The organism is Kosakonia sp. AG348 (assembly GCF_003337365.1).
Lineage (GTDB): Bacteria > Pseudomonadota > Gammaproteobacteria > Enterobacterales > Enterobacteriaceae > Kosakonia.
The window spans coordinates 209,551-229,961 of the sequence record NZ_QPJR01000002.1; the positions used below are offsets into that span (position 1 = coordinate 209,551).

Consider the following 20,411-nt stretch of genomic DNA (forward strand, 5'->3'; position numbering starts at 1 on the left):
AAGGGTGATGAGTATTGCGCAACGCTCGCCGCGCCGCCTCAATCTTAGCGCCATCTTCTGGCGCAAACCGGTGTACGGGCTGCTTTTGCTGCTGCTCGGCCCGCTGATGTGGTTTGGCATTGTCTATTTAGGTTCACTGCTCACGTTGTTATGGCAGGGGTTTTACACCTTCGATGATTTCACCATGTCGGTCACGCCGGATTTAACGTTCGCCAATCTGCTGGCGCTGTTTAATCCGGCCAATTACGACATCATTCTTCGTACCCTGCTGATGGCACTATGTGTGACGGTAGCGAGCGCCATTCTCGCTTTTCCGATGGCGTGGTATATGGCGCGTTATGCGCAGGGCAAATGGAAAGCCTTCTTTTATATCGCAGTGATGTTGCCGATGTGGGCGAGCTACATCGTTAAAGCCTACGCCTGGACGTTGCTGCTGGCGAAAGATGGCGTGGCGCAGTGGTTTTTAAGCCATCTTGGGCTGGAGCCGCTACTTGCTGCGTTTTTGACACTACCCGCCGTGGGCGGCAATACGCTCTCCACTTCAGGATTGGGCCGCTTTCTGGTGTTCGTCTATATCTGGCTGCCGTTTATGATTTTGCCGGTTCAGGCGGCGCTCGAACGCTTACCCCCGTCGCTGCTGCAAGCTTCAGCCGATTTAGGCGCCCATCCGCGGCAGACCTTCCGTTATGTGGTGTTACCGCTGGCGGTACCGGGCGTGGCGGCCGGTTCGATATTTACCTTTTCGCTGACGCTGGGAGATTTTATCGTGCCGCAGTTAGTTGGCCCGCCGGGCTATTTCATCGGCAATATGGTTTATTCGCAGCAAGGGGCGATTGGTAATATGCCGATGGCCGCCGCGTTTACCCTTGTCCCGATGGTGTTGATCGCCCTTTATCTGGCGTTTGTGAAACGCCTGGGAGCGTTTGATGCACTCTGAACGCGCACCGTTTTTGCTCAAAGTCGCCACCTGGGGCGGCGTCATCTTTCTGCACTTTCCGCTTTTGATCATCGCCATCTATGCTTTCAATACTGAGGATGCCGCGTTCAGCTTCCCGCCGCAGGGCTTTACGTTGCGCTGGTTTAGCGTGGCGGCGGCGAGGGGAGATATTCTCGATGCGGTGACACTGTCACTGCAAATCGCGGCGCTGGCGACGGCAATTGCCCTGGTTCTTGGCACACTTGCTGCAATGGCCTTATGGCGCAGCGAATTTTTCGGTAAAAACGCCATTTCCTTGCTGCTGCTGTTACCGATTGCTTTACCGGGAATTATCACCGGGCTTGCACTGTTGACCGCGTTTAAAACGGTCAATCTGGAGCCGGGCTTTTTCACCATTGTCGTGGGGCATGCCACGTTCTGCGTCGTGGTGGTGTTTAACAACGTGATAGCCAGGTTTCGGCGAACCTCCTGGAGCCTGGTCGAAGCATCAATGGATTTGGGCGCGAACGGCTGGCAAACCTTCCGTTATGTGGTGTTACCCAATCTGGGTTCGGCGCTCCTGGCGGGCGGCATGCTGGCGTTTGCGTTGTCATTTGACGAAATCATTGTCACCACGTTTACCGCAGGTCACGAGCGTACGCTGCCGCTGTGGTTGCTCAACCAGTTGGGGCGTCCGCGCGATGTGCCCGTCACTAACGTTGTGGCGTTGCTGGTAATGCTGGTGACGATGATTCCGATTCTGGGGGCCTGGTGGCTGACCCGTGATACCGACACGATTGCCGGAACCGGCAAATAACTGACCATGCTAAAAGGACTGAACTATGCAACATCAACTGTTTATCAATGGAGTACTGGTTAACGGCGAAGGTGAGAAGCAGCCCGTTTATAACCCGGCTACCGGTGACGTGTTGCTGGAGATCGCCGAAGCGTCTGCCGCGCAAGTCGACGCCGCCGTGCAGGCTGCCGATCGCGCGTTTGCAAGCTGGGGACAAACGACGCCTAAGGCGCGCGCCGAATGCCTGCTGCAACTGGCGCAGGTAATTGAGGATAATGCGGAAATCCTCGCCCGGCTGGAATCCCTCAATTGCGGTAAGCCTCTGCACTGCGTCCTGAATGACGAAATTCCGGCGGTAGTAGATGTGTTCCGCTTCTTCGCTGGCGCAGCGCGTTGCCTGAATGGGCTGGCGGCGGGCGAGTATCTGGAAGGGCACACGTCGATGATCCGCCGCGATCCGCTGGGTGTGGTCGCCTCGATTGCGCCTTGGAACTACCCGCTGATGATGGCGGCCTGGAAGCTCGGCCCGGCGCTGGCGGCGGGGAACTGCGTGGTGATCAAACCGTCGGAAATTACGCCTCTCACCGCGTTAAAACTGGCGGAACTGGCGAAAGATATCTTCCCGGCGGGTGTACTGAATGTGTTGTTCGGGCGCGGCAGCACCGTGGGCGATCCGCTGACCGGCCATGAAAAAGTGCGCATGGTTTCCCTGACAGGCTCGATTGCCACTGGTGAACACATTATTGGTCATACTGCCTCGTCGATTAAGCGCACCCATATGGAACTCGGCGGCAAAGCGCCGGTGATCGTCTTTGACGACGCGGATCTCGATGCGGTGGTGGAAGGCGTTCGTACCTTCGGTTTTTACAATGCCGGGCAGGATTGCACTGCCGCGTGCCGTATCTACGCGCAAAAAGGTATTTACGACGCACTGGTGGAAAAACTGGGTGCGGCGGTCGCCAGCCTGAAAATGGGCGCGCCGGACGATGAATCGACAGAGCTTGGGCCGCTCAGTTCCGCAGCGCATCTGGCGCGAGTTAGCAAGGCAGTCGATGAAGCCAAAGCGCTCAGCCATATTCGTGTGGTGACCGGTGGTCAAAGGCATGAAGGCGCAGGCTATTATTACCCGCCAACGCTGCTGGCAGGCGCAAAACAGGAGGACGCTATTGTACAGCGGGAAGTGTTTGGCCCGGTGGTGAGCGTCACGGTGTTTGATGATGAGGAGCAGGTGCTGAGCTGGGCCAACGATTCGCAATATGGCCTGGCGTCATCGGTGTGGACCAGGGATGTGGGGCGCGCGCATCGCCTGAGTGCGCGTCTGCAATATGGCTGCACCTGGGTAAATACGCATTTTATGCTGGTGAGTGAAATGCCGCACGGCGGGCAGAAACTCTCAGGTTATGGCAAAGATATGTCGCTCTACGGCCTGGAAGATTACACCGTAGTTCGCCATGTGATGATCAAACATTAATCCACAAATAAACGCCACGGACGGCGTTTATCACGTTTATTTCCTTAGGAAACATGAGGTAAATCGCATAGTAAATTAAGTGTGTTGTTATTAATGAAAAACTGGTTTAATAATAGCCAGCCATCAGCGGAGTGGCGAAATAAAAACATTTAAATAAAACCGCACGCAGACATTGCCCCGATTGGTTGTCACATGAATGTCATTAGCGCGAAAAATGGCAGTCATTACTGTGGGCAAGAATGTCTGGCTTTTAAAAAAATCAGGCAAGGAAAAAAGAGTAATGAGTAAAATCGTAGTCGTGCTCGTACCAGGGGGCGCGTCTGAATTTTTGACCGTTGAAGATGGCGAAACCTCGGTACAATGGGCGATAGCGGGGCTTGATGGCGGGGCGGCAAGTGCCAGCATGCCTATCGAAACCTACTATTGCGAAGGTGAAGAGTTTTATTTTGCCCGCGTTGAAAGTCTCGCAGGTAATGAAACAGCACCCTCCATGCTGAATTAAAAAATAAGGGCTCATCAGAGCCCTTATTTATTTAACAATGCAATTAATTTGCAGGCTTACCTTTTCAGGAATACCTCATTTTCACGCGGTGCCCAATCTTTCTCTGAAAAATCATAGGTCGAGAAGGGCTCATCTTTTACGCCCTGCGAACGCAGAACGGCGCGCACTTCCGCCGGCAGCGTTTCATCGCGGAATAATTCTGCCAGCACGAACATGGCATCAATAAACGAGAGTTGTTTTACTTCAAAGGGTTTCCAGCCGGTGCGTTTAAATATTAAATGATAAAGCGCCTCTTCACCGGCAAGCGGAACGAAGCTGCTGGCGTACTTTTCCCGGTGGCGAGAGAGCAACACTTCAAGGACGAATATCTGCGCGATGCGCTGCCGGGCCGCATTACCCCGGGCGGTATCAGTGGTCATATCGACGTGCGTTATGTCATTGTTTTCACGCACCCGAACTTCTATGGCTTGCCACAGGTCGTCATATTTCTGCATAACCTTACCTTGTTTCATCTGATGTCTGCCTTGCCGGTAGACAATATCAGAGATGATCGCGGCTCGCCAAACTTCCCGACATTATTAGCGGCCGCAATAACACATCAGTTAATCCTTAAGTTAAATTACTGGATATATCGTTTCATTGCCCTTCGTCTACCACGCTGATGCGATGCCATGCGTTTGCAAACAGGAGACACAGGGCAACGCGGATTAACCTTGTTTTATTATTACTGCCCTCATCGTCAGCCATAAAGTGGCAATATATAACTCAGCAAGCGTTGCCAGATACCGCAATTTATTTGCATTAACATCGTCCCCAAACGCATTGAAGCATCTTGCAAATACTGCTTTGCCCATAATGGTGAAAGCGGTCAGATTTTTTTATTGTCGGGCAACACAAAAAAATAAGAGGCTAAATCAGAAAGAGAATGAATACCATCAGCAATCACTCCCTGCGTTACTGATAATATGCCACTAAGCATCCGCATAAGCGGTGAAATAAAATTAATGCCAGCGCTGGCAGATGTTTTTGTGTACGGGCTGAACGTTACTGACACCCATTATCATTACGCATATGGCTGCCACGCGAAATAAAAAACAGATTTAGGATTATACTCAGGTGATCTTAATGTGGTGTTAAGGCTGAGAGAATAAATTATCGGCTAACGCAGCTTTTTAATATCGGTAATGTATGAATTATTAATTATTGATTAACAGGAAAACCGCGCAATGCATCTGGAACGACACAGTATCGGAACAGTGGGATGGTTAAGGGCGGCAGTGCTGGGGGCAAATGACGGTATCGTGTCAACGGCGAGTCTCGTGCTCGGTATTGCCTCGGCGGGTACTCCATCATCAGGTATTTTGTTGGCGGGGATTGCCGGGCTTGTCGCGGGCGCAATGTCGATGGCAACCGGAGAATATGTCTCCGTTTCCTCCCAGACGGATACAGAAAACGCAGCTCTCGCTCAGGAGAAAAGGGAGCTGGTTGACGACTATGAAGGCGAAGTGCTGGAGCTGACTTCGTTGTACATTCAGCGGGGTCTGGAGCCTCTTCTTGCTCATCAGGTTGCACAGCAGCTTATGGCAAAGGATGCGCTGGACGCACATGCCCGTGAGGAGCTGGGCCTGACGGAAACCAATTCGGCACAACCTCTGCAAGCGGCCATTTTCTCGGCGCTGAGTTTTTCTGCGGGCGCGGTGTTGCCGTTGATTGTTGCATGGCTGGCGCCCGCAACACTGGTTTTTCCCTTCGTCATCCTTTCCACACTCTTTTCACTCACTCTCCTTGGCTATATCTCATCGATTGTGGGCAAAGCATCACCACTGAAAGCGATACTCAGAATCACTTTCTGGAGTGCCATGGCAATGGCTGTATCAATGGGCGCAGGCACACTTGCTGGCCATGTACTGGCTTAGAAGATCGTTTAATTCTCAGGAAAGATAAGAAATGAAAAAATATTCGGGTAGTCAGATAGCGTTACACTGGCTGGTTTTATTACTGATTGCGATAACGTACGCAGCGATGGAATTTAAGGGTATTTTCCCCAAAGAGTCTGCAGGGCGTTACTGGATGGCTATTACTCATTATACGTGTGGCGTTTCTGTATTTATTCTGATGCTGGTCAGAATGATATTCCGGTTTGTTACGCCGGAGCCACCGGTTATCCCACCTTTACCGCAATGGCAGAAACTCAGCGCCACTGTTGTTCATTTTATTTTATATGCGCTTTTTATCGTACTTCCCCTTCTTGGCGTAGTTTCGCTCTATTTTGGGCAGAAAGAGTGGGTTTTCCTGTTTATTACAATGCCTGTAGCGGGCATTAAAAATACCTTTTTACAACACAGCCTGAAGGAAATTCACGAACTACTGGCTAACACCGGTTATTTCATCATTGGTATACATGCCGCGGCAGCCCTGATGCATCACTATATCTGGCGGGATAACACGTTAAAAAGAATGATGCCGGGGAAATTCAAGGATTAAGCAGGCGTCACGAAACCTCTTATTTAAGCAGACCCGAACGCTATCAGCCTGCAGTTTGTTGCTTTTAGCACTTATCGGCGACGTAGCAGGGTCTGCAATATCCTTCACTGGCGTCGCCAGATTGCTGGATCGGCAGCCTTGCAGAATCTTGTAATGAGCGCTGGGTTGTTTCGTCCGGGACAACTCGGTAGTGCCTACCGCCTTAATACAGGCAAGATTTACCATGCTTCTCTTTTTCTTCATACCGGCATGTCGCAAGCGATTGCCAGCGCGCTTTGTCCCGAAACGTTTTGTCACTGACAAAATCAGCATTCTGTTCAGCAAATTACACGGTTGTGGCACAGCGGCGTGAAGCGTATTGGCAGGTCGAAGGCCGAGACAGTGCTTACTGCTTCTTTCGAACTATCAGCCTGTTAAATCAAAACTCGCCGCTACACCTTTCGTGGTAATCCTTATTCGACTTGATATACATCAATAAAAAGAGCATATTGCGTTCGTTTTGTTATTTCTGGGTTAATGTTTGTTATGTCGTTATACCAAAAAATGTTGGTTTTCTACTTTGTCATGGCGCTGATTTGCGCGCTGATAACCTGGTTTCTTTCTCACGATCGTAAACGTATTCGCCTGCTGAGCGCGTTTTTAGTGGGGTCGACATGGCCCATGAGCTTCCCGGTTGCGCTGTTATTTTCCATATTCTAAATTTTGCCAGCAAAGCGTGACGGCGAAAGCGATAACGCCTTGAAAATTAGTGCAACATGTTAGGCGGATGTTTTACCTAAGGACAGGAGACAGACGTTGGAACTCTACACCAAACTGCTTATTTTCTACGTTGTCATGGCGGTGTTATGCGCCGTGGCAACCTGGTTTCTCGCCAAAGATAGCCGCAAAATCCGCCTGCTTAGCGCTTTGTTAGTCGGTGCGACCTGGCCCATCAGTTTTCCCGTCGCGTTACTTTTTTCTCTCTTTTAATCGTGTCCTTGCCATAATGCTGTGATACTGTATATAAAAACAGTATTGCAGCAGAGAGGGCAGGTATGAACAGTCTCTATTCACTCCACGCGCAGGCGCAGGTGCGCTGGCACGCGTTACCGGGCAAAGGCGATCCGGTGGTTTTTATTCATGGTCTGGGTTGCGCGTCTTCGTACGAATACCCGCGCATCGTCGCCGATCCGGCGTTTGCTGGCAGGTGCGCCATTCTTATCGATTTGCCGGGCTACGGTTACAGTGAACGTCCGGCGAGCTTCTCTTATCGCACCAGCGATCAGGCGCAAGTGGTGATTGAACTGTTGGATCATCTTGGGCTTGACGCATTCTGGTTATACGGCCACAGCATGGGCGGCAGTATCGCCATTGAAGTCGCTTCGCGTATCCCGCAGCGTGTCAACGCGCTGGCGGTATCTGAACCTAATTTTCACGCCAGTGGCGGGGCGTTTAGCCGCATTATCGCGGCCCAGGATGAGGCCGATTTTGTCACCTGCGGCTACGCGGCGATGCTGGCGCAGGAAAAAACCGCCTGGGCCGGAAGCCTGCAAAGCAGCGCGCCCTGGGCAGTATGGCGCGGCGCGAAAAGCCTGGTTGATGGTATTGAGCCGTCGTGGATGTCGTTATTTGCCCGGTTTCCGCGCCCTAAAACGCTGATTTTTGGCGAGCTGTCACTACCGGATAACGATGCCGACAGTGTGCTGCAACAAGGGATTGAGCTGCGCATTATTCCGCGAGCCGGTCATTCAATGTCTGACGAACAGCCAGCCTTACTGGCACAGTCATTAGCGGCATTTATTGCGGAACACGAGTAAAAAGAAACCCGGCACATTTGCATGGCCGGGTGATTTTCAGGGAAGCAGGGATTTGAGTTTTTTGCGCGCCGCCGGGCTGATATCCAGCGGATGGCTGTAACCAATGTTTTCGATAGCCCGGTGGTACAACGCCACCAGCCAGTCATAAACATAGCGGGTGGCGGCGTGTACCGGCTGTTCGCTCAGACGGGTTAACCGCGCCTGGGTAGCGCCATCCGTACCGCTGGAAAAAATGGTACTGCCTTTGTTGACACGGCTTTCCGGGCGATCCGCTTGCGCGATCTCCGCGTAACCCAGCCAGGCGACAAAGTTACCAATCGCGGCGTACAGTTGCGCGGCGCAGGCGGTATCGCGCTGCATAATTTTTTGCAACTGATCGGGTAAATTCAGCCGGTAGCTGCTGACGATAACAATCTCCGCCATCTGGCGCAGCGTGGCAGGGCTGAGCCCCAGACGCGCGGCGTTATCATCGTTGCGGCTCCACTGGCGCACATGGTTGACCCACAAGGCATGCGCCTGCTGACCGATATCTTTCGACACCACCTGCGGTTCGCTGCTTTCTGCGGATTCAGCAAACAGATCGATAGATTCATTAAACAAGCCGCTGACTTTCTCTTCGCGCGGCTGCTGAACTTTCCACAGCGTATCGAACTGCTGCATATCGGGCTGTAAGCCTTCCAGTAATTCACCGTGGCGTGAAGCCTGGCCTTGCAGTTCACGCACCACGGACTCCGCGCTCGCGCGTTGCGCCGCCGCGTCTTTCGCGGCGGTGGCAAGCCAGGGTTGCAGCAGATCGCGAAGGGCGCGCTGATGGCGCTCAGTCAGCGCTTTCAGACGCTGCTGACGCAGGCCAGGCGCTGTCGCCTGCACCAGCCACTCCAGCAGACGCTGCAGACTGCTGGCATCCAGCGCCTGCAACGTTCCCCAGTGCTGACCCGGTTTACCAATAAGTTGCTGAACGGCTTCGTCCAGATTCTGCGCCAGCGTAAAGCGCGCATCCTGCGGCGTAATCGCCCAGACCAGCCCCGGCAGCGCCGTTTCCTGACCGGATTGTGTCTCTTTGACCCAGTTTAATAATGCGCGCGCAGTGGCTGCGGTTGCTGAGCGCTCCAGCGTCGCATTGCAAATCATCAATACATCCGGTTGCAGGCGCTGGCGGTAACTTTCCAGCAACCAGCGGCATTTGCTACGCCACAACGGCTGGCCATCCTGTGGGCCAGGTGTCGGAATATCGAGAATATCCACGGCCGTTAACACCGCGTTTTCCACCGGCAACACCAGTTCGCGCGTAATCAGCGCAAGGGTGGCCAGCGGAATACTGACCGCATTGTGCAACTGCTCGTTTGACCACGGGTGAACCACCACTTCGTCATGGATCTCATCGCTACCGGGTTCCGATGGCGTTAAGAAACCGTCGGTTGGCAGGGCAAAGGTATCCACCAGAATACTGAGCGGCGCCGCCAGTTCCTGCGCGTTCCCGGTCTGGTGAAGGGTATGCGCCAGCGACAACCACTGCTGCGTGAGTTCCTGCTGCTCGCCCCATAACAGCGACCAGGCGCTGGCACGGGCGCTGAGATCGAGGGATGGCAACAGGCAGGCAAACTGATACCACAACGCATCATCCATCTGTTGCTGCGACGAAGGCACTGCCGCGCGCCAGAAGCGGGCAATCGCGCCGATATCTTCCGCCGTGATCCCCGGCACTGCATTCGGCTGGCGCAGTGAGCGCCATTTCGCGACGCGGTCTTCGATCACCGATTTATCAACGGCGCGCAATTCCGGCTGCTGAACGGCATGAGCAATAAAGATCTGCACCAGCTCGGCTTCGCTGATAATACGCAGGCACAGCGGGAAACCCTCATCCATCGGCGCGAGATGCTGGCTAAAGCGCAGCGCCATGCTGGTCAGGGCATGGCCGGGATTGATATGGGTGAAGTAATCCAGTGTTTTTTCACCGGGACGTACATTAAGCCGCCCGTTACCGCTGCCGCACAGGGCTGTCAACAGATGCGCTTTGGCCGCTTGTGAATGACCATACAACCCAACGGTGCAGGGCGCGTCAACCGCTTCACGCAGCGCGCTTTCCTCGGCGGCGGCAGTCGTCAGACGCGACAGCAGCGCGTCGGCATCATCATCCAGTAAAGGTGCGTGCTGGCGGTTTTCGTTGATCCATGTCGCCAGTGCCTGGGTGGTTTTTACGCTCGCACTCATTTCAGATACACACTCCCGCTGTCGATCCAGTAATGGCTGCCGCTATGGCGGCGATCGGCCAGCGTATTCAGTTTAAAAGTTAACGCGTCTGCGGCGACCGGCGTACCGTCCTGGAGCCAGGCCTCACTCAAGGTGAACGATTCGGGCCCGTGCTGTTTATTGCCGCCGCTGAACTGCAAACGGACATTCAGCACGCCGTCGCCCGCGATGGTTTTCGCCAGTTCCTGCGAGTTGATACTCAGCGTGTAGAGCGGCGTAGCTGGCCAGCGGGCGTTCGCGAGCTGGCGGAAACCGAGCGTAACATTGCCGCGCAGCGGGAAGTGTAAACGCGCGTCCAGTTTTGCGCCGGGTTTATCAAGGTCGATATCGTGATACCAGATATTCTCATCGCGCAAAGTATTGACGACGTTATCCAGCACACCGAGGTAGCGCACGGTGGAATAGGCACCGATGTCTGCCGCTTTAAAGTTAAAACGCGGCAGACGCAAATCGAGCGCCAGGCTGCACAGCATCGCGCCAACGGCGGCGGTTGATTTCGGGTTGCCGATCTTACCCTGCTGGCTGAACGGATACCACTCATGTACGCGGTATTTATCAAGCCAGATCATGCGGTTAACCGGCACGGGTTGCAGATGGCGAATCAGCGCCTGCACGCCGGGTAAGCAGCCAGGACGGCCGGTGATCAGCAGCACATCGCAGCAGTAGTGGCTGATGGCTTCGCAAACCGCATGCAGCGGGGCGGTCAGGGTAAATTGTCCGGCCAGCATCGCATCCTGCAACTCGCGGAAATTGACCTGCAGCGGGACAGCCAGCACATCGAATTCCGCTGAACCGGACGGCAGCGCATGATCGATCGCCTGCTTCAGGTAGTTCATGACATTGCGCGTCGGCAATTGCGTGAGCAGTTCGCCGAAGGTTGCATGCAATCCGGCGAGCGGATCGTTAATGTCGCTCTCTTCCCACGCGGCAAGAATGGCGTGACCAATCGGCATAAACAGTTGCAGCGTCGTCTGCTGGCGCAGTACGGCCTGAGTATCAATACGCCCGGAATCGCCAAACAGCGTCGCCATGATCGCCGCGGCATCGGTAATGCCCGCTTTCTGCATCTGCGTTTGCAGCGCCGGCAGCACACAGCGCTGAATGATATCCAGCAGAATGTCATCCCCGGCGACTTTAAACCCTTCGCGGAACAGCAGTTGCGGGGTGATTTTGACGTTACTGCCGGTGCCATCATCCAGTTGATAATGGGTAATCGCCATATCTGTCGTGCCGCCGCCGATATCGACGGAGGCCACGCGCAGCGAACGGCCTTTTACCGCGCCAGGTGCTTCTTCGCGATCCGGACGGGCAAGCGAGGCGAAAAACGTTTCAGTTTGCCCGGCAAAACGGGAAATCGCTTCGTTATACAGCCATACCAGTTGGCCACAGCTGGCTTCGTCCCACTCCATCTGAATGTGCGGCACGGGCACCACGCTTTTTTCCTGCTGTTTGCGGTTAGCAAAGTCTTCATCCTGCGGATGCCAGCCCATGGCTTTCCACACCAGCGCGATGGCCTCAAACATGCGGCGACGGAAAATTTCACGCTCCTGCTTCGGCATCGCCGAGGGCAGGGTAAGAATAATGGTGCGCAACTGGCGCGGTGACGCCGGAAAACCCAAACGCAGACGCGTGGCGACACTGTTGATCTGCCCGAGCGCCTGCGACAGCAATTCACACAGCATGTGAGTCATCAGCGTGCTGCGGCTGTACTGGGGGGAGAAGACCGGTAAACGCTCATCCAGCGGCAGGCTATACAGCGGCTGGCCTTCGTCGTTCATCAGGTTCATTAACGGGAAGGCGGTCGCCAGCGGTTCACGCTGGGTTTTGCTGTTCATCTGGCTAAAGCGCCAGTCCTGCAATACCGGTGTTTCGTCCCACAGATAGCGGCGCGGGCTGGAGATACCGCTATTGCCTTCAGTACCAAGGCGCTGCGTTGCCAGTTTGCGGGCTTCATCGCCCACGCGGACAATTGAAGGCCAAATAAAGGCGTCTTCGCGACCGCTCTCGACCGAGAAGTGCTGTTTGCCGAAGCGCGCTTCAGAAAACTCGAGACGGCTGGTAAACAGCGGCTCATTGAGGAACTGAGGCTCACTGAGCGAACGCACCTGCAATTCCGCCGTCTGGCGCAACCCATCGTTGGCATCGCCGTGATCTTCAATGATCACGCCGCAGGTGTGGGTGTTGCCGACATCCAGAATCAGATCGACCGGGATCGCCGGGGTGCTTAGCGTGTGCGTGACGATTTTGACTTCCGGCACCTGCAATTGCATGCCGAGCAGGCTCATCAGATTCAGCCAGTGCGCCTGGTATTCAAAACCGCGCAATGCCTGGTTAATTTCGCGCTCACTGCGGGTTTCGTGTTGCGTAATGAATTGCAAAAACGCTTCGCGCAGCCAGCCATCGACCCAGGTTTGATCGAGAAAATCCGCCACTTCGTCATCACGCCAGGCCAGTGAGAACCGCGTACCATTGAGAATATCGTTTTCCTGCGGCGCCAGTGCGGCAGGCGAGTTGCCGTTAATCTGGCTGTCGAGCGCCAGCGCCACGCGGTGGGTATTTCCGGCGCTGTCCGGTTCGCTGAGCTTGCGGATCTGCACGCGTGCCCAGTTATCCGGGCCTTCAACGAAAGTACGGGGCGGGTTGAAACGCAGGAACGGGATCGGTAGCCAGATACCATCGAGGATCGACAACGAATATTGCAGCGAATGCGTGCTTTCGGGTTTTACCACTTCCGGCTGACCGCCGTCGCGGTTCGGCAGCGTATAACGCTCGTTGACCAGATCGAAATCCAGACGCAGCAGCGGGCCGTTGGCGGTTTTACGCACAAATCGACCGCTGTTGGCAGAATCCTGCGGTGTCAGGCCAAAATCAAGAAACTGCACGCCGCTATTGGCAATCAGCGTCACGCTCTGTTTGTAGTCGCAAAGATTAACCAGCATAAACTCAGTCACCTGTTTTTCTGAACGTCACCGGAACGGTGGTGTTGGCGTCAAAACGCGCGCTGCATTCCGCGACGTCATTGCTGCTTGCTTTACAGGAAATTTCCGGCATCGGGTAACGCGTCCCGTCGCTGCAACGTGCGTTGCTGCGGCTCTTAATCAACAGTTCGCCGGTTTCATGCAGGCCGGAGAACAGATCTGCGCGACAGGTCACATTTTTACCCATCACAATACGCGCCGTCCCTTTATTGTTCTGGATCTGGTAACGCACGGCAGGGGCTTTGCCAGTGACCGGATCTTTCACATCCATCGCCACACGCCAGTTACCGTTAAGGAATTTGGTAGAGCCAATTTTCACTTCTAACGCATCCATCACCAGTACATCTTTCGGGATAGAGGCGATAACCACCGTCCCTTTGTCAACCGGTTTGACTTCCGGTGTTTTGACCGCAGGCGCAACAATTTCAGCCTGATGCAGCGGCAATCTCCCCGCCAGTTCAGGCAGCGGCTCGGCTTGCATCGGCGGCGGCGCAATAGCGACCGGCTCAGCTTTTGGTTCGGCGGGGGCAGGGGCAGGCGCTTGTTGTTGCTGATTAAGCACCAGCGGCACGGCAATTGCCGCCGCGACTGCCGCGGCAACGGGTAATGCCCACAGACCGTAGCGGCGGCGTTTTTTCACCACCGGTGCAGGTTCAGGCTGAGGAGCGGGTTCAGGGGCAACCACCGGTGCTGCTTCCTGCACGGGCGGTGCGGCTACGGGCTGCGGTTTGATTTCCGCTTGCGGCGTGAGTAGCGGCGCATCTGCCTGGCTGAATGTCACCTCGACAGCGGGCTCTTCTTCCGGCTCTGGCTCCGGTTCGATAATAATTTCAGGGATTTCTGGCTCCGGCTCTTGCAGGCACTCGAGCACATTTTCGCGGGCGCTTTCATTGAGATTCACAAAGCCCCAGAAGGTGATGACCGGTTTGCCATCAACAAGGAAAACATGGTTTTCGCCGGGGAATTGCAGCGCTTTTTCCAGCAGCGAGCCAAACAGTTGCTGCGCGGTTTTCGGTGATTGCAGGCATTTGCGGCTCAGCGCGGCGGCGCTGTCCAGCGTGCTCTCAAGGTAACGCAGCGCACGGGCGCGCGCCTCGGGTTCCGCCGCTTTCCATGACTGGGCGCGACCATCAATGGGCGAATACCAGTCGACACGATCCCCTTCATCATTGACCTGGGGTATTGCCAGGCAATCTACCAGCGCCTGCTGCTTACGCAGACGCAGTGCTTCACGAATTTGCAATGCCGAATCGAATACGGCCTGACCGCCGCCGCCAACGGCCTGGAAATCATCCAAATCGCCGCTACGCAAGAGAGTTTTTGCCACGTTTTCATCCCATAGACTTCTTCACGCGTCTACTATACGCAAACTTCTTACCAGTAAAAGGCAGAAGAAAGCGCAAAACCATTGAATTCTCGACGCATTGAGCGCGTCGAACCCGCTTGACGGCACGAAATTTATTTAACGCAAATTTATTCATTAATAATGGTGGATATTTCAGCAAAAACAAATGCTTTAGAATAACCTGATGCGGAATCATTATTTGCCAGTTCTCATCTGCTGTGCTGAGATTAATGCTCCATATAAAAAAAGAAGGCTCCTGATAATGTCCACGGGAAAAACGCTGCTCGCCCTTGCGCTGAGCACACTGTTACCGGCAAGTGCCGCATGGGCGGCGTCCAACGATACAATCATTTACTGCTCCGAAGCGTCACCGGAATCCTTCAACCCGCAAATTGCCAGCTCCGGGCCGACATTTGTTGCCAGCTCGCAGGTGCTTTATAACCGCCTGGTCACCTTTGATCCGGAGAAAAACACACCGGTGCCGTCGCTGGCGACCGACTGGAAAGTCTCTGAAGACGGTAAAACCTGGACCTTTACGCTGCGCCAGGGCGTTAAATTTAACAGCAATAAATATTTCAAACCGACGCGCGACTTTAACGCCGATGACGTCGTCTTCTCTGTGATGCGCCAGATGGATCCGAAACATCCTTATCATAATGTTTCGCAAGGTAATTACGAATACTTCACCGATGTCGGCCTTGATAAGCTGATCAAAGAAGTGAAAAAAATCGATGATAACCATGTTCAGTTTGTACTGAATGAGCCGAATGCCGCGTTTCTTGCCGACTGGGGCATGGATTTCGCCTCGATTCTCTCTGCGGAATACGCGGATGCGATGCTGAAAAAAGGCACGCCGGAAAACGTCGATAACTGGCCAATCGGCACCGGCCCGTACGCTTTACAGCAGTACAAAACCGATGCGCAAATCCGTTATATCGCCAATCCAAATTACTGGGAAGGTGAAGTGCCTACCAAACATCTGATCTTCTCTATTACGCCGGATGTGCAAACCCGTCTGGCGAAGCTGCAAACCAATGAATGCCAGATTATTCCCGCCCCGGCACCGGTGCAGTTTGATCAGATCAAAAACAACAAAGACTTAACGTTGCATACCATTGATGCTCTGAATGTGGGCTACCTCGCGTTTAACACCGAGAAAAAGCCGTTTGATAATGTGCTGGTGCGCCAGGCGCTGAACTATGCGACCGACAAACAAGCTATCGTCAATGCGGTGTTCCTCGGCTCCGGTACGGTGGCAAAATCACCGCTGCCGCCGAACATGCTCGGGTTTAATAAAGATCTGAAGGATTACAGCTACGATCCTGAAAAAGCCAAAGCACTGCTCAAGCAGGCCGGGCTGGAAAAGGGCTTTGAAGCCACGCTGTGGTCGATGCCGGTGCAGCGTCCGTATAACCCGAATTCGCGGCGCATCGCCGAGATGATTCAGGCGGACTGGGCGAAAGTTGGCGTGAAGGCGAAGATCGTCTCGTACGAGTGGGGTGAATATCTGGCCGGGATGCGCAAAGGGGAACACGATACCGCGCTGTTCGGCTGGATGTCGGATAACGGCGACCCGGACAACTTTGCCGATGTGCTGCTCGGTTGCAACAGCATCAAAACCGGCTCCAACGCCGCCCGCTGGTGCGATAAGGGGTATGATGCCCTGGTGCAGAAAGCCAAAGTCACTGCCGCTCCTGCCGAGCGCGCCAAACTTTACAGCCAGGCGCAGGAGATTTTCTACCAGCAGGCACCGTGGATCGCGCTGGCTAACGGCAAAACGTTTTACGCTACCCGCAGTAATGTTAGCGGTTATACCGTCAGCCTGATGGGCAGCGATTTTTCTAAAGCGAAGCTGAATTAAAGGAGAGGCTATGTCACATCTGGATGAGGTTATCGCACGTGTCGACGCGGCTATCGAACAGGGCGTTATTACCGGGATGAATGCGTTACTGGTTGAACTCAGCGATGATGCGGCACTGAGCCGGGATGAACGCTACACCCAGCAACAGCGCCTGCGTCAGGCAATTGCGCACCATGGTCGGCAGCACAAAGAAGATATGGAAGCGCGCCGTGAACAGCTCACCAAAGGTGGCGAGATCCTGTAATTAAAACTGGCGTCTGGCTACCAGCCAGGCGCCAATCACCAGCAGCACCGCGCCGCATACCGGGCCAATCAGCGCTTTCAGCGCCACGCCCTGGCTTCTCACCACATCCATTACCAGACCACCGATAAGCTGGCTTGCCACCAGTACCGCAATGGTGGTTGCCGCACCAACATATTGATAACCGCTGATACTGGCAAAGACAAAAAACGACCCCAGCAGACCGGGAATGAGCGTCCACCATTTGACACTGGCGTACAACTCCTGAAACCCGGCCACACCGTGTTTGATCAGCAAAATAGAGACAAACAGCACAATGCCGACCAGCGAATTCAGCAGCATGGCGATAAGGATCGTCGAGGCCGACTGGGTAATGCGCACCATTAACGTGTTTTGCACCACCAGGCCAATACCGGCAGCAATCAAAAAGGTGAGGGTGAGCGACTGATTCATGCAATGGCGTCCGGTTCGGTGCGGTCATCGAGTTGCAGCTGCATAAACGTCAGATCCAGCCAGCGGCCAAACTTCGTGCCGACCTGCGGCATTTGCCCGGTAATCACAAACCCAAGTTTGCTGTGCAAATGAATCGAGCCGTGATTCTGCGCTTCGATACCCGCGACCATCACATGTTTACCGATGCGTTTGGCTTCCTCAATTAAGCGCTCCATCAGCGCCAGGCCGATACCTTTGCCCTGATGTTCCGGGTGGACATAAACCGAGTGCTCAACCGTGTGGCGAAAACCGTCAAAAGCGCGCCAGTCGCCAAACGAAGCATAGCCAGTGATTGCGCCGTTTTCTTCGCTGACCAGCACCGGATAGCCGAGCGCGGCGCGTGCTTCAAACCAGGCGATACGGTTGTCGACATCGACCGTCTGGTCATTCCAGATGGCTGCGGTATTAACCACTGCATGGTTATAAATGACGGCGATGGCCGCGCAATCTTCTTTCCCGGCGTAACGAATATTCATGGTTGAACCTCAAATTTGTACACTATAGTATTACGTTATGAATACTATCTCAGACAATATAAATCAACGGATCAGTGCGCGAATTCGTGTTGAACGTGAATCACGTAGCTGGTCACTGAGCGAACTGGCGGAGCGCGCCGGCGTGTCGCGGGCGATGATCCACAAAATTGAACGCGGCGAAAGTAGCCCGACGGCGGCGTTGCTGGCGCGGCTTTCCGGCGCGTTTGGCATCAGTATGTCAACGCTGATTGCACGCGCGGAAATGCAGGAAGGTAAACTGCTGCGCCACGCCGATCAGCCCGTCTGGCGCGATCCGCAGAGCCACTATCTGCGCCGTCATGTTTCACCGCGCAGTGATTTACCTATCGACCTGGTGCAAATCGAGCTGCCCGCCGGGAGCGATATTCCGATGCCTGCGTCCGCCTATGCGCTGGCGCGCCAGCTTATCTGGTTACAGGAGGGGGAACTGGTGTTCGTTGAAGGCGACACGCGACATGAGATGCACGCCGGAGATTGTCTGGAGCTCGGCCCGCCAAATGATTGCCGCTTTATCAATGAAAGCCACGCGCCTTGCCGTTATCTGGTGGTACGGCTAAATCCTTCCAGCTCGTAATGTAAACGCGCTCCTGGCCGTCAGGGACTAGTATCAATAGTTAGTCTGACACGTACAGGAGCGAACAATGAAACAAGATCCTCACCGCAACCGCCGCTGGGTACTGGCTTCCCGCCCGCACGGTGCGCCCGTCGCAGAGAATTTCCGCCTTGAAGAAGACGCTATCGCCACGCCAGGTGAAGGGCAGGTGTTGCTGCGCACGGTTTTCCTCTCGTTAGACCCCTATATGCGCGGGCGGATGAGCGATGCGCCGTCGTATTCGCCGCCGGTGAAAATTGGTGAAGTGATGTGCGGCGGCACCGTTAGCCGCGTGGTGAAATCGCAACACCCGGATTTCGCAGAAGGTGACTGGGTGCTGGGCTACAGCGGCTGGCAGGATTACGACATCTCGGGCGGCGAAGGCCTGGTCAAACTGGGAGACAACCCGCCGCACCCGTCGTGGTCGCTCGGCATTCTTGGTATGCCAGGGTTTACCGCCTATATGGGATTGCTGGATATCGGCCAGCCGAAATCCGGTGAAACGTTAGTTGTTGCCGCCGCAACCGGTCCGGTAGGCGCCACGGTGGGGCAAATCGCTAAAATTAAGGGGTGCCGCGTGGTCGGCGTGGCCGGTGGCAGCGAGAAATGCCGGCATGCGGTTGACGTGCTGGGGTTCGATCACTGCATTGATCATCACGCAGAGGATTTTGCCGAACAACTGGCTGCGGCCTGTCCGCAGGGGATCGATATCTATTTCGAAAATGTCGGCGGAAAAGTATTTGATGCGGTGCTGCCGTTATTAAATACCTCCGCGCGAATTCCGCTTTGTGGGTTAGTCAGCGGCTATAACGCCACCGATCTTCCGGCCGGTCCGGATCGTATTCCGTTATTAATGGCAACCCTGCTGAAAAAACGAATCCGTTTGCAGGGCTTTATTATTGGCCAGGATTACGGGCACCGTATTCATGAATTTCAGCAAGAAATGGAACAATGGATACGACAGGAAATAATTCAGTACCGTGAGCAATTGATCGAAGGGCTGGAAAATGCGCCAGACGCTTTTATCGGCCTGCTGGAAGGGAAAAATTTCGGTAAAGTCGTAGTGCAAATCGGGCCTCTCAGCTAAAAGAATGATGGCGGTGAAAAACCGCCATCAGAAATCGTGCAAATTTTTGAGAAACGTCTTTAATTAGATAAGCATAAGGAACTGATGACCTTGTGAAGGCGGTTCCTGGTAGTTGTGCATAATAAATACAAATTGCTTTAACTTTTACGCGACCATCCAAGACCAGGCATGTGTATATAATATATTCATTGACACAAATTACGGACACGCTACCAGGCTGAGAATAAATAAGAAATTATACGGGATACAAACATGCTTGATTTGGAAAAAGCGCAGCGGACCAGTCTCACCATGCAAGTTGAGGCGAGTCTTAAAAGTGCGCTTATTATTGGTGCGCTTAAACCGGGCGCGCGGCTCATCACAAAGGAAATAGCAGATCAATTAGGCACCAGTATTACACCGGTGCGGGAAGCGTTACTGAGGTTGGTCTCCGCAGGTGCGCTGCATGCCGCGCCGGCGCAGGCTTTTCTGGTTCCGGAAGTCAGCCTTGATCGCTATAACGAAATTAACCAGATTCGTAAAAATCTTGAGGGCATGGCCGCACGCGCTGCCAGCCAGCATATGACGAAGGAGAAAATTCGTGAGTTGCGTATCCTGGCGGCGAATTTTCATGAAGCAATGAAAAGCGGTAACACGGAGCAGGGACTGCAGGCTAACCGCGTGTTTCGCTTTAGTGTTTACAACCACGCCGGGATGCCGACGCTAACCGCATTGATTGAGCAGTTATGGGTTCGTATTGGGCCTTGTTACAATTATCTTTATCCAAATTCTGAGGATCTAACGCGCGTCGAAAATTACAGCGATTTGTTGGCCGCGTTAGAAGAGGGAGACGCTTTCGCTAGCGAACGCGCGTTATGGCGTGCGATTGATGAGGGCGCAAACATCGTTCACAAACAATTCTATCGATAAGTTATAATTCAACAACATAATCCTTTCTCTCTATATTGATGCTCCCCGGCAAAAATTTGCGAATGGGGCGCATCAATATCACGTTTTTCACTGATAAGACCAGCTCATACCTGAACTCCCTGGTTTCATTGCCGATAACAATGTGTGCGTGCAGTTGTTGGGCGCTAACATTGGGG

Annotated in this window: 20 protein-coding genes; 14 read left to right on the forward strand and 6 right to left on the reverse strand. The window is 54.1% G+C overall.

The features are described 5' to 3' along the window. Positions 1 to 7: 7 nt before the first annotated feature. From DFO56_RS04830 to DFO56_RS04845, 4 genes are all read left to right on the forward strand, one after another. Positions 8 to 937 (forward strand): ABC transporter permease, encoded by a 930-nt coding sequence (locus tag DFO56_RS04830; protein WP_045508241.1) that lies wholly within the window; start codon positions 8 to 10, stop codon positions 935 to 937. After that, a complete protein-coding gene (locus tag DFO56_RS04835; RefSeq protein WP_016495988.1) occupies positions 927 to 1,733 on the forward strand; it encodes an ABC transporter permease in 807 nt (268 codons plus the stop codon). Before DFO56_RS04830 ends, DFO56_RS04835 begins: the two co-directional genes overlap by 11 nt. A 25-nt stretch (positions 1,734 to 1,758) precedes the next feature. Next, positions 1,759 to 3,183: an aminobutyraldehyde dehydrogenase gene (gene patD, locus DFO56_RS04840; RefSeq protein ID WP_045508244.1), complete on the forward strand. Its 1,425-nt coding sequence runs from the start codon at positions 1,759 to 1,761 to the stop codon at positions 3,181 to 3,183. 280 nt (positions 3,184 to 3,463) lie between these two features. After that, positions 3,464 to 3,685, forward strand: coding sequence for a hypothetical protein (locus DFO56_RS04845; protein ID WP_016495990.1), 222 nt, complete (start codon positions 3,464 to 3,466; stop codon positions 3,683 to 3,685). Between the two features lie 56 nt (positions 3,686 to 3,741). Here the strand turns inward: DFO56_RS04845 and DFO56_RS04850 are convergent, their stop codons facing one another. Then, complete coding sequence (locus DFO56_RS04850) at positions 3,742 to 4,197, reverse strand: hypothetical protein (protein WP_016495991.1); 456 nt, start codon at positions 4,195 to 4,197, stop codon at positions 3,742 to 3,744. A 714-nt stretch (positions 4,198 to 4,911) separates the two neighbouring features. On the opposite strand from DFO56_RS04850, the gene DFO56_RS04855 reads away from it, so the two are divergent. The 5 genes from DFO56_RS04855 to DFO56_RS04875 all read left to right on the forward strand — a co-directional run bounded on the left by DFO56_RS04855 (position 4,912) and on the right by DFO56_RS04875 (position 7,965). Beyond that, positions 4,912 to 5,601: a VIT family protein gene (locus DFO56_RS04855; RefSeq protein WP_016495992.1), complete on the forward strand. Its 690-nt coding sequence runs from the start codon at positions 4,912 to 4,914 to the stop codon at positions 5,599 to 5,601. A 31-nt stretch (positions 5,602 to 5,632) separates the two neighbouring features. After that, complete coding sequence (gene cybB, locus DFO56_RS04860) at positions 5,633 to 6,169, forward strand: cytochrome b561 (RefSeq protein WP_045508247.1); 537 nt, start codon at positions 5,633 to 5,635, stop codon at positions 6,167 to 6,169. Positions 6,170 to 6,694: 525 nt separating this feature from the next. Further along, a complete protein-coding gene (locus tag DFO56_RS04865) occupies positions 6,695 to 6,868 on the forward strand; it encodes a GhoT/OrtT family toxin (protein ID WP_071925283.1) in 174 nt (57 codons plus the stop codon). Positions 6,869 to 6,964: 96 nt separating this feature from the next. Continuing rightward, entirely contained in the window at positions 6,965 to 7,138 is a 174-nt protein-coding gene (locus tag DFO56_RS04870; RefSeq protein WP_017456865.1) for a GhoT/OrtT family toxin, read from the forward strand. Positions 7,139 to 7,203: 65 nt separating this feature from the next. Next, a complete protein-coding gene (locus DFO56_RS04875; protein WP_045508250.1) occupies positions 7,204 to 7,965 on the forward strand; it encodes an alpha/beta fold hydrolase in 762 nt (253 codons plus the stop codon). Positions 7,966 to 8,001: 36 nt separating this feature from the next. Here the strand turns inward: DFO56_RS04875 and DFO56_RS04880 are convergent, their stop codons facing one another. The 3 genes from DFO56_RS04880 to DFO56_RS04890 are packed head-to-tail and all read right to left on the reverse strand — an operon-like array spanning position 8,002 to position 14,520. Next, positions 8,002 to 10,176, reverse strand: a complete 2,175-nt coding sequence (locus tag DFO56_RS04880) for a virulence factor SrfC family protein (protein WP_045508253.1) — start codon at positions 10,174 to 10,176, stop codon at positions 8,002 to 8,004. Further along, a complete protein-coding gene (locus tag DFO56_RS04885) occupies positions 10,173 to 13,154 on the reverse strand; it encodes a virulence factor SrfB (protein WP_045508256.1) in 2,982 nt (993 codons plus the stop codon). The genes DFO56_RS04880 and DFO56_RS04885 overlap by 4 nt, the downstream gene beginning before the upstream one ends. 4 nt (positions 13,155 to 13,158) lie before the next feature. Further along, positions 13,159 to 14,520 (reverse strand): SrfA family protein, encoded by a 1,362-nt coding sequence (locus tag DFO56_RS04890; protein ID WP_045508258.1) that lies wholly within the window; start codon positions 14,518 to 14,520, stop codon positions 13,159 to 13,161. Between the two features lie 280 nt (positions 14,521 to 14,800). On the opposite strand from DFO56_RS04890, the gene DFO56_RS04895 reads away from it, so the two are divergent. Further along, complete coding sequence (locus DFO56_RS04895) at positions 14,801 to 16,399, forward strand: ABC transporter substrate-binding protein (protein WP_045508261.1); 1,599 nt, start codon at positions 14,801 to 14,803, stop codon at positions 16,397 to 16,399. A 10-nt stretch (positions 16,400 to 16,409) separates the two neighbouring features. Continuing rightward, positions 16,410 to 16,643, forward strand: coding sequence for a YdcY family protein (locus DFO56_RS04900; protein WP_045508264.1), 234 nt, complete (start codon positions 16,410 to 16,412; stop codon positions 16,641 to 16,643). Here the strand turns inward: DFO56_RS04900 and DFO56_RS04905 are convergent, their stop codons facing one another. Continuing rightward, positions 16,644 to 17,093, reverse strand: a complete 450-nt coding sequence (locus tag DFO56_RS04905; RefSeq protein ID WP_016496003.1) for a DMT family transporter — start codon at positions 17,091 to 17,093, stop codon at positions 16,644 to 16,646. Continuing rightward, complete coding sequence (locus DFO56_RS04910; RefSeq protein WP_045508267.1) at positions 17,090 to 17,608, reverse strand: GNAT family N-acetyltransferase; 519 nt, start codon at positions 17,606 to 17,608, stop codon at positions 17,090 to 17,092. The genes DFO56_RS04905 and DFO56_RS04910 overlap by 4 nt, the downstream gene beginning before the upstream one ends. A 37-nt stretch (positions 17,609 to 17,645) precedes the next feature. On the opposite strand from DFO56_RS04910, the gene DFO56_RS04915 reads away from it, so the two are divergent. The 3 genes from DFO56_RS04915 to DFO56_RS04925 all read left to right on the forward strand — a co-directional run bounded on the left by DFO56_RS04915 (position 17,646) and on the right by DFO56_RS04925 (position 20,235). After that, the gene (locus tag DFO56_RS04915; protein ID WP_045508270.1) at positions 17,646 to 18,221 is read left to right on the forward strand and encodes a helix-turn-helix transcriptional regulator; all 576 of its coding nucleotides are present in this window, start codon (positions 17,646 to 17,648) and stop codon (positions 18,219 to 18,221) included. A gap of 67 nt (positions 18,222 to 18,288) precedes the next feature. After that, positions 18,289 to 19,326, forward strand: a complete 1,038-nt coding sequence (locus DFO56_RS04920; RefSeq protein ID WP_045508272.1) for an NADP-dependent oxidoreductase — start codon at positions 18,289 to 18,291, stop codon at positions 19,324 to 19,326. 252 nt (positions 19,327 to 19,578) lie between these two features. Beyond that, a complete protein-coding gene (locus tag DFO56_RS04925) occupies positions 19,579 to 20,235 on the forward strand; it encodes a GntR family transcriptional regulator (RefSeq protein WP_045508276.1) in 657 nt (218 codons plus the stop codon). The last annotated feature ends 176 nt before the right edge of the window (positions 20,236 to 20,411 follow it).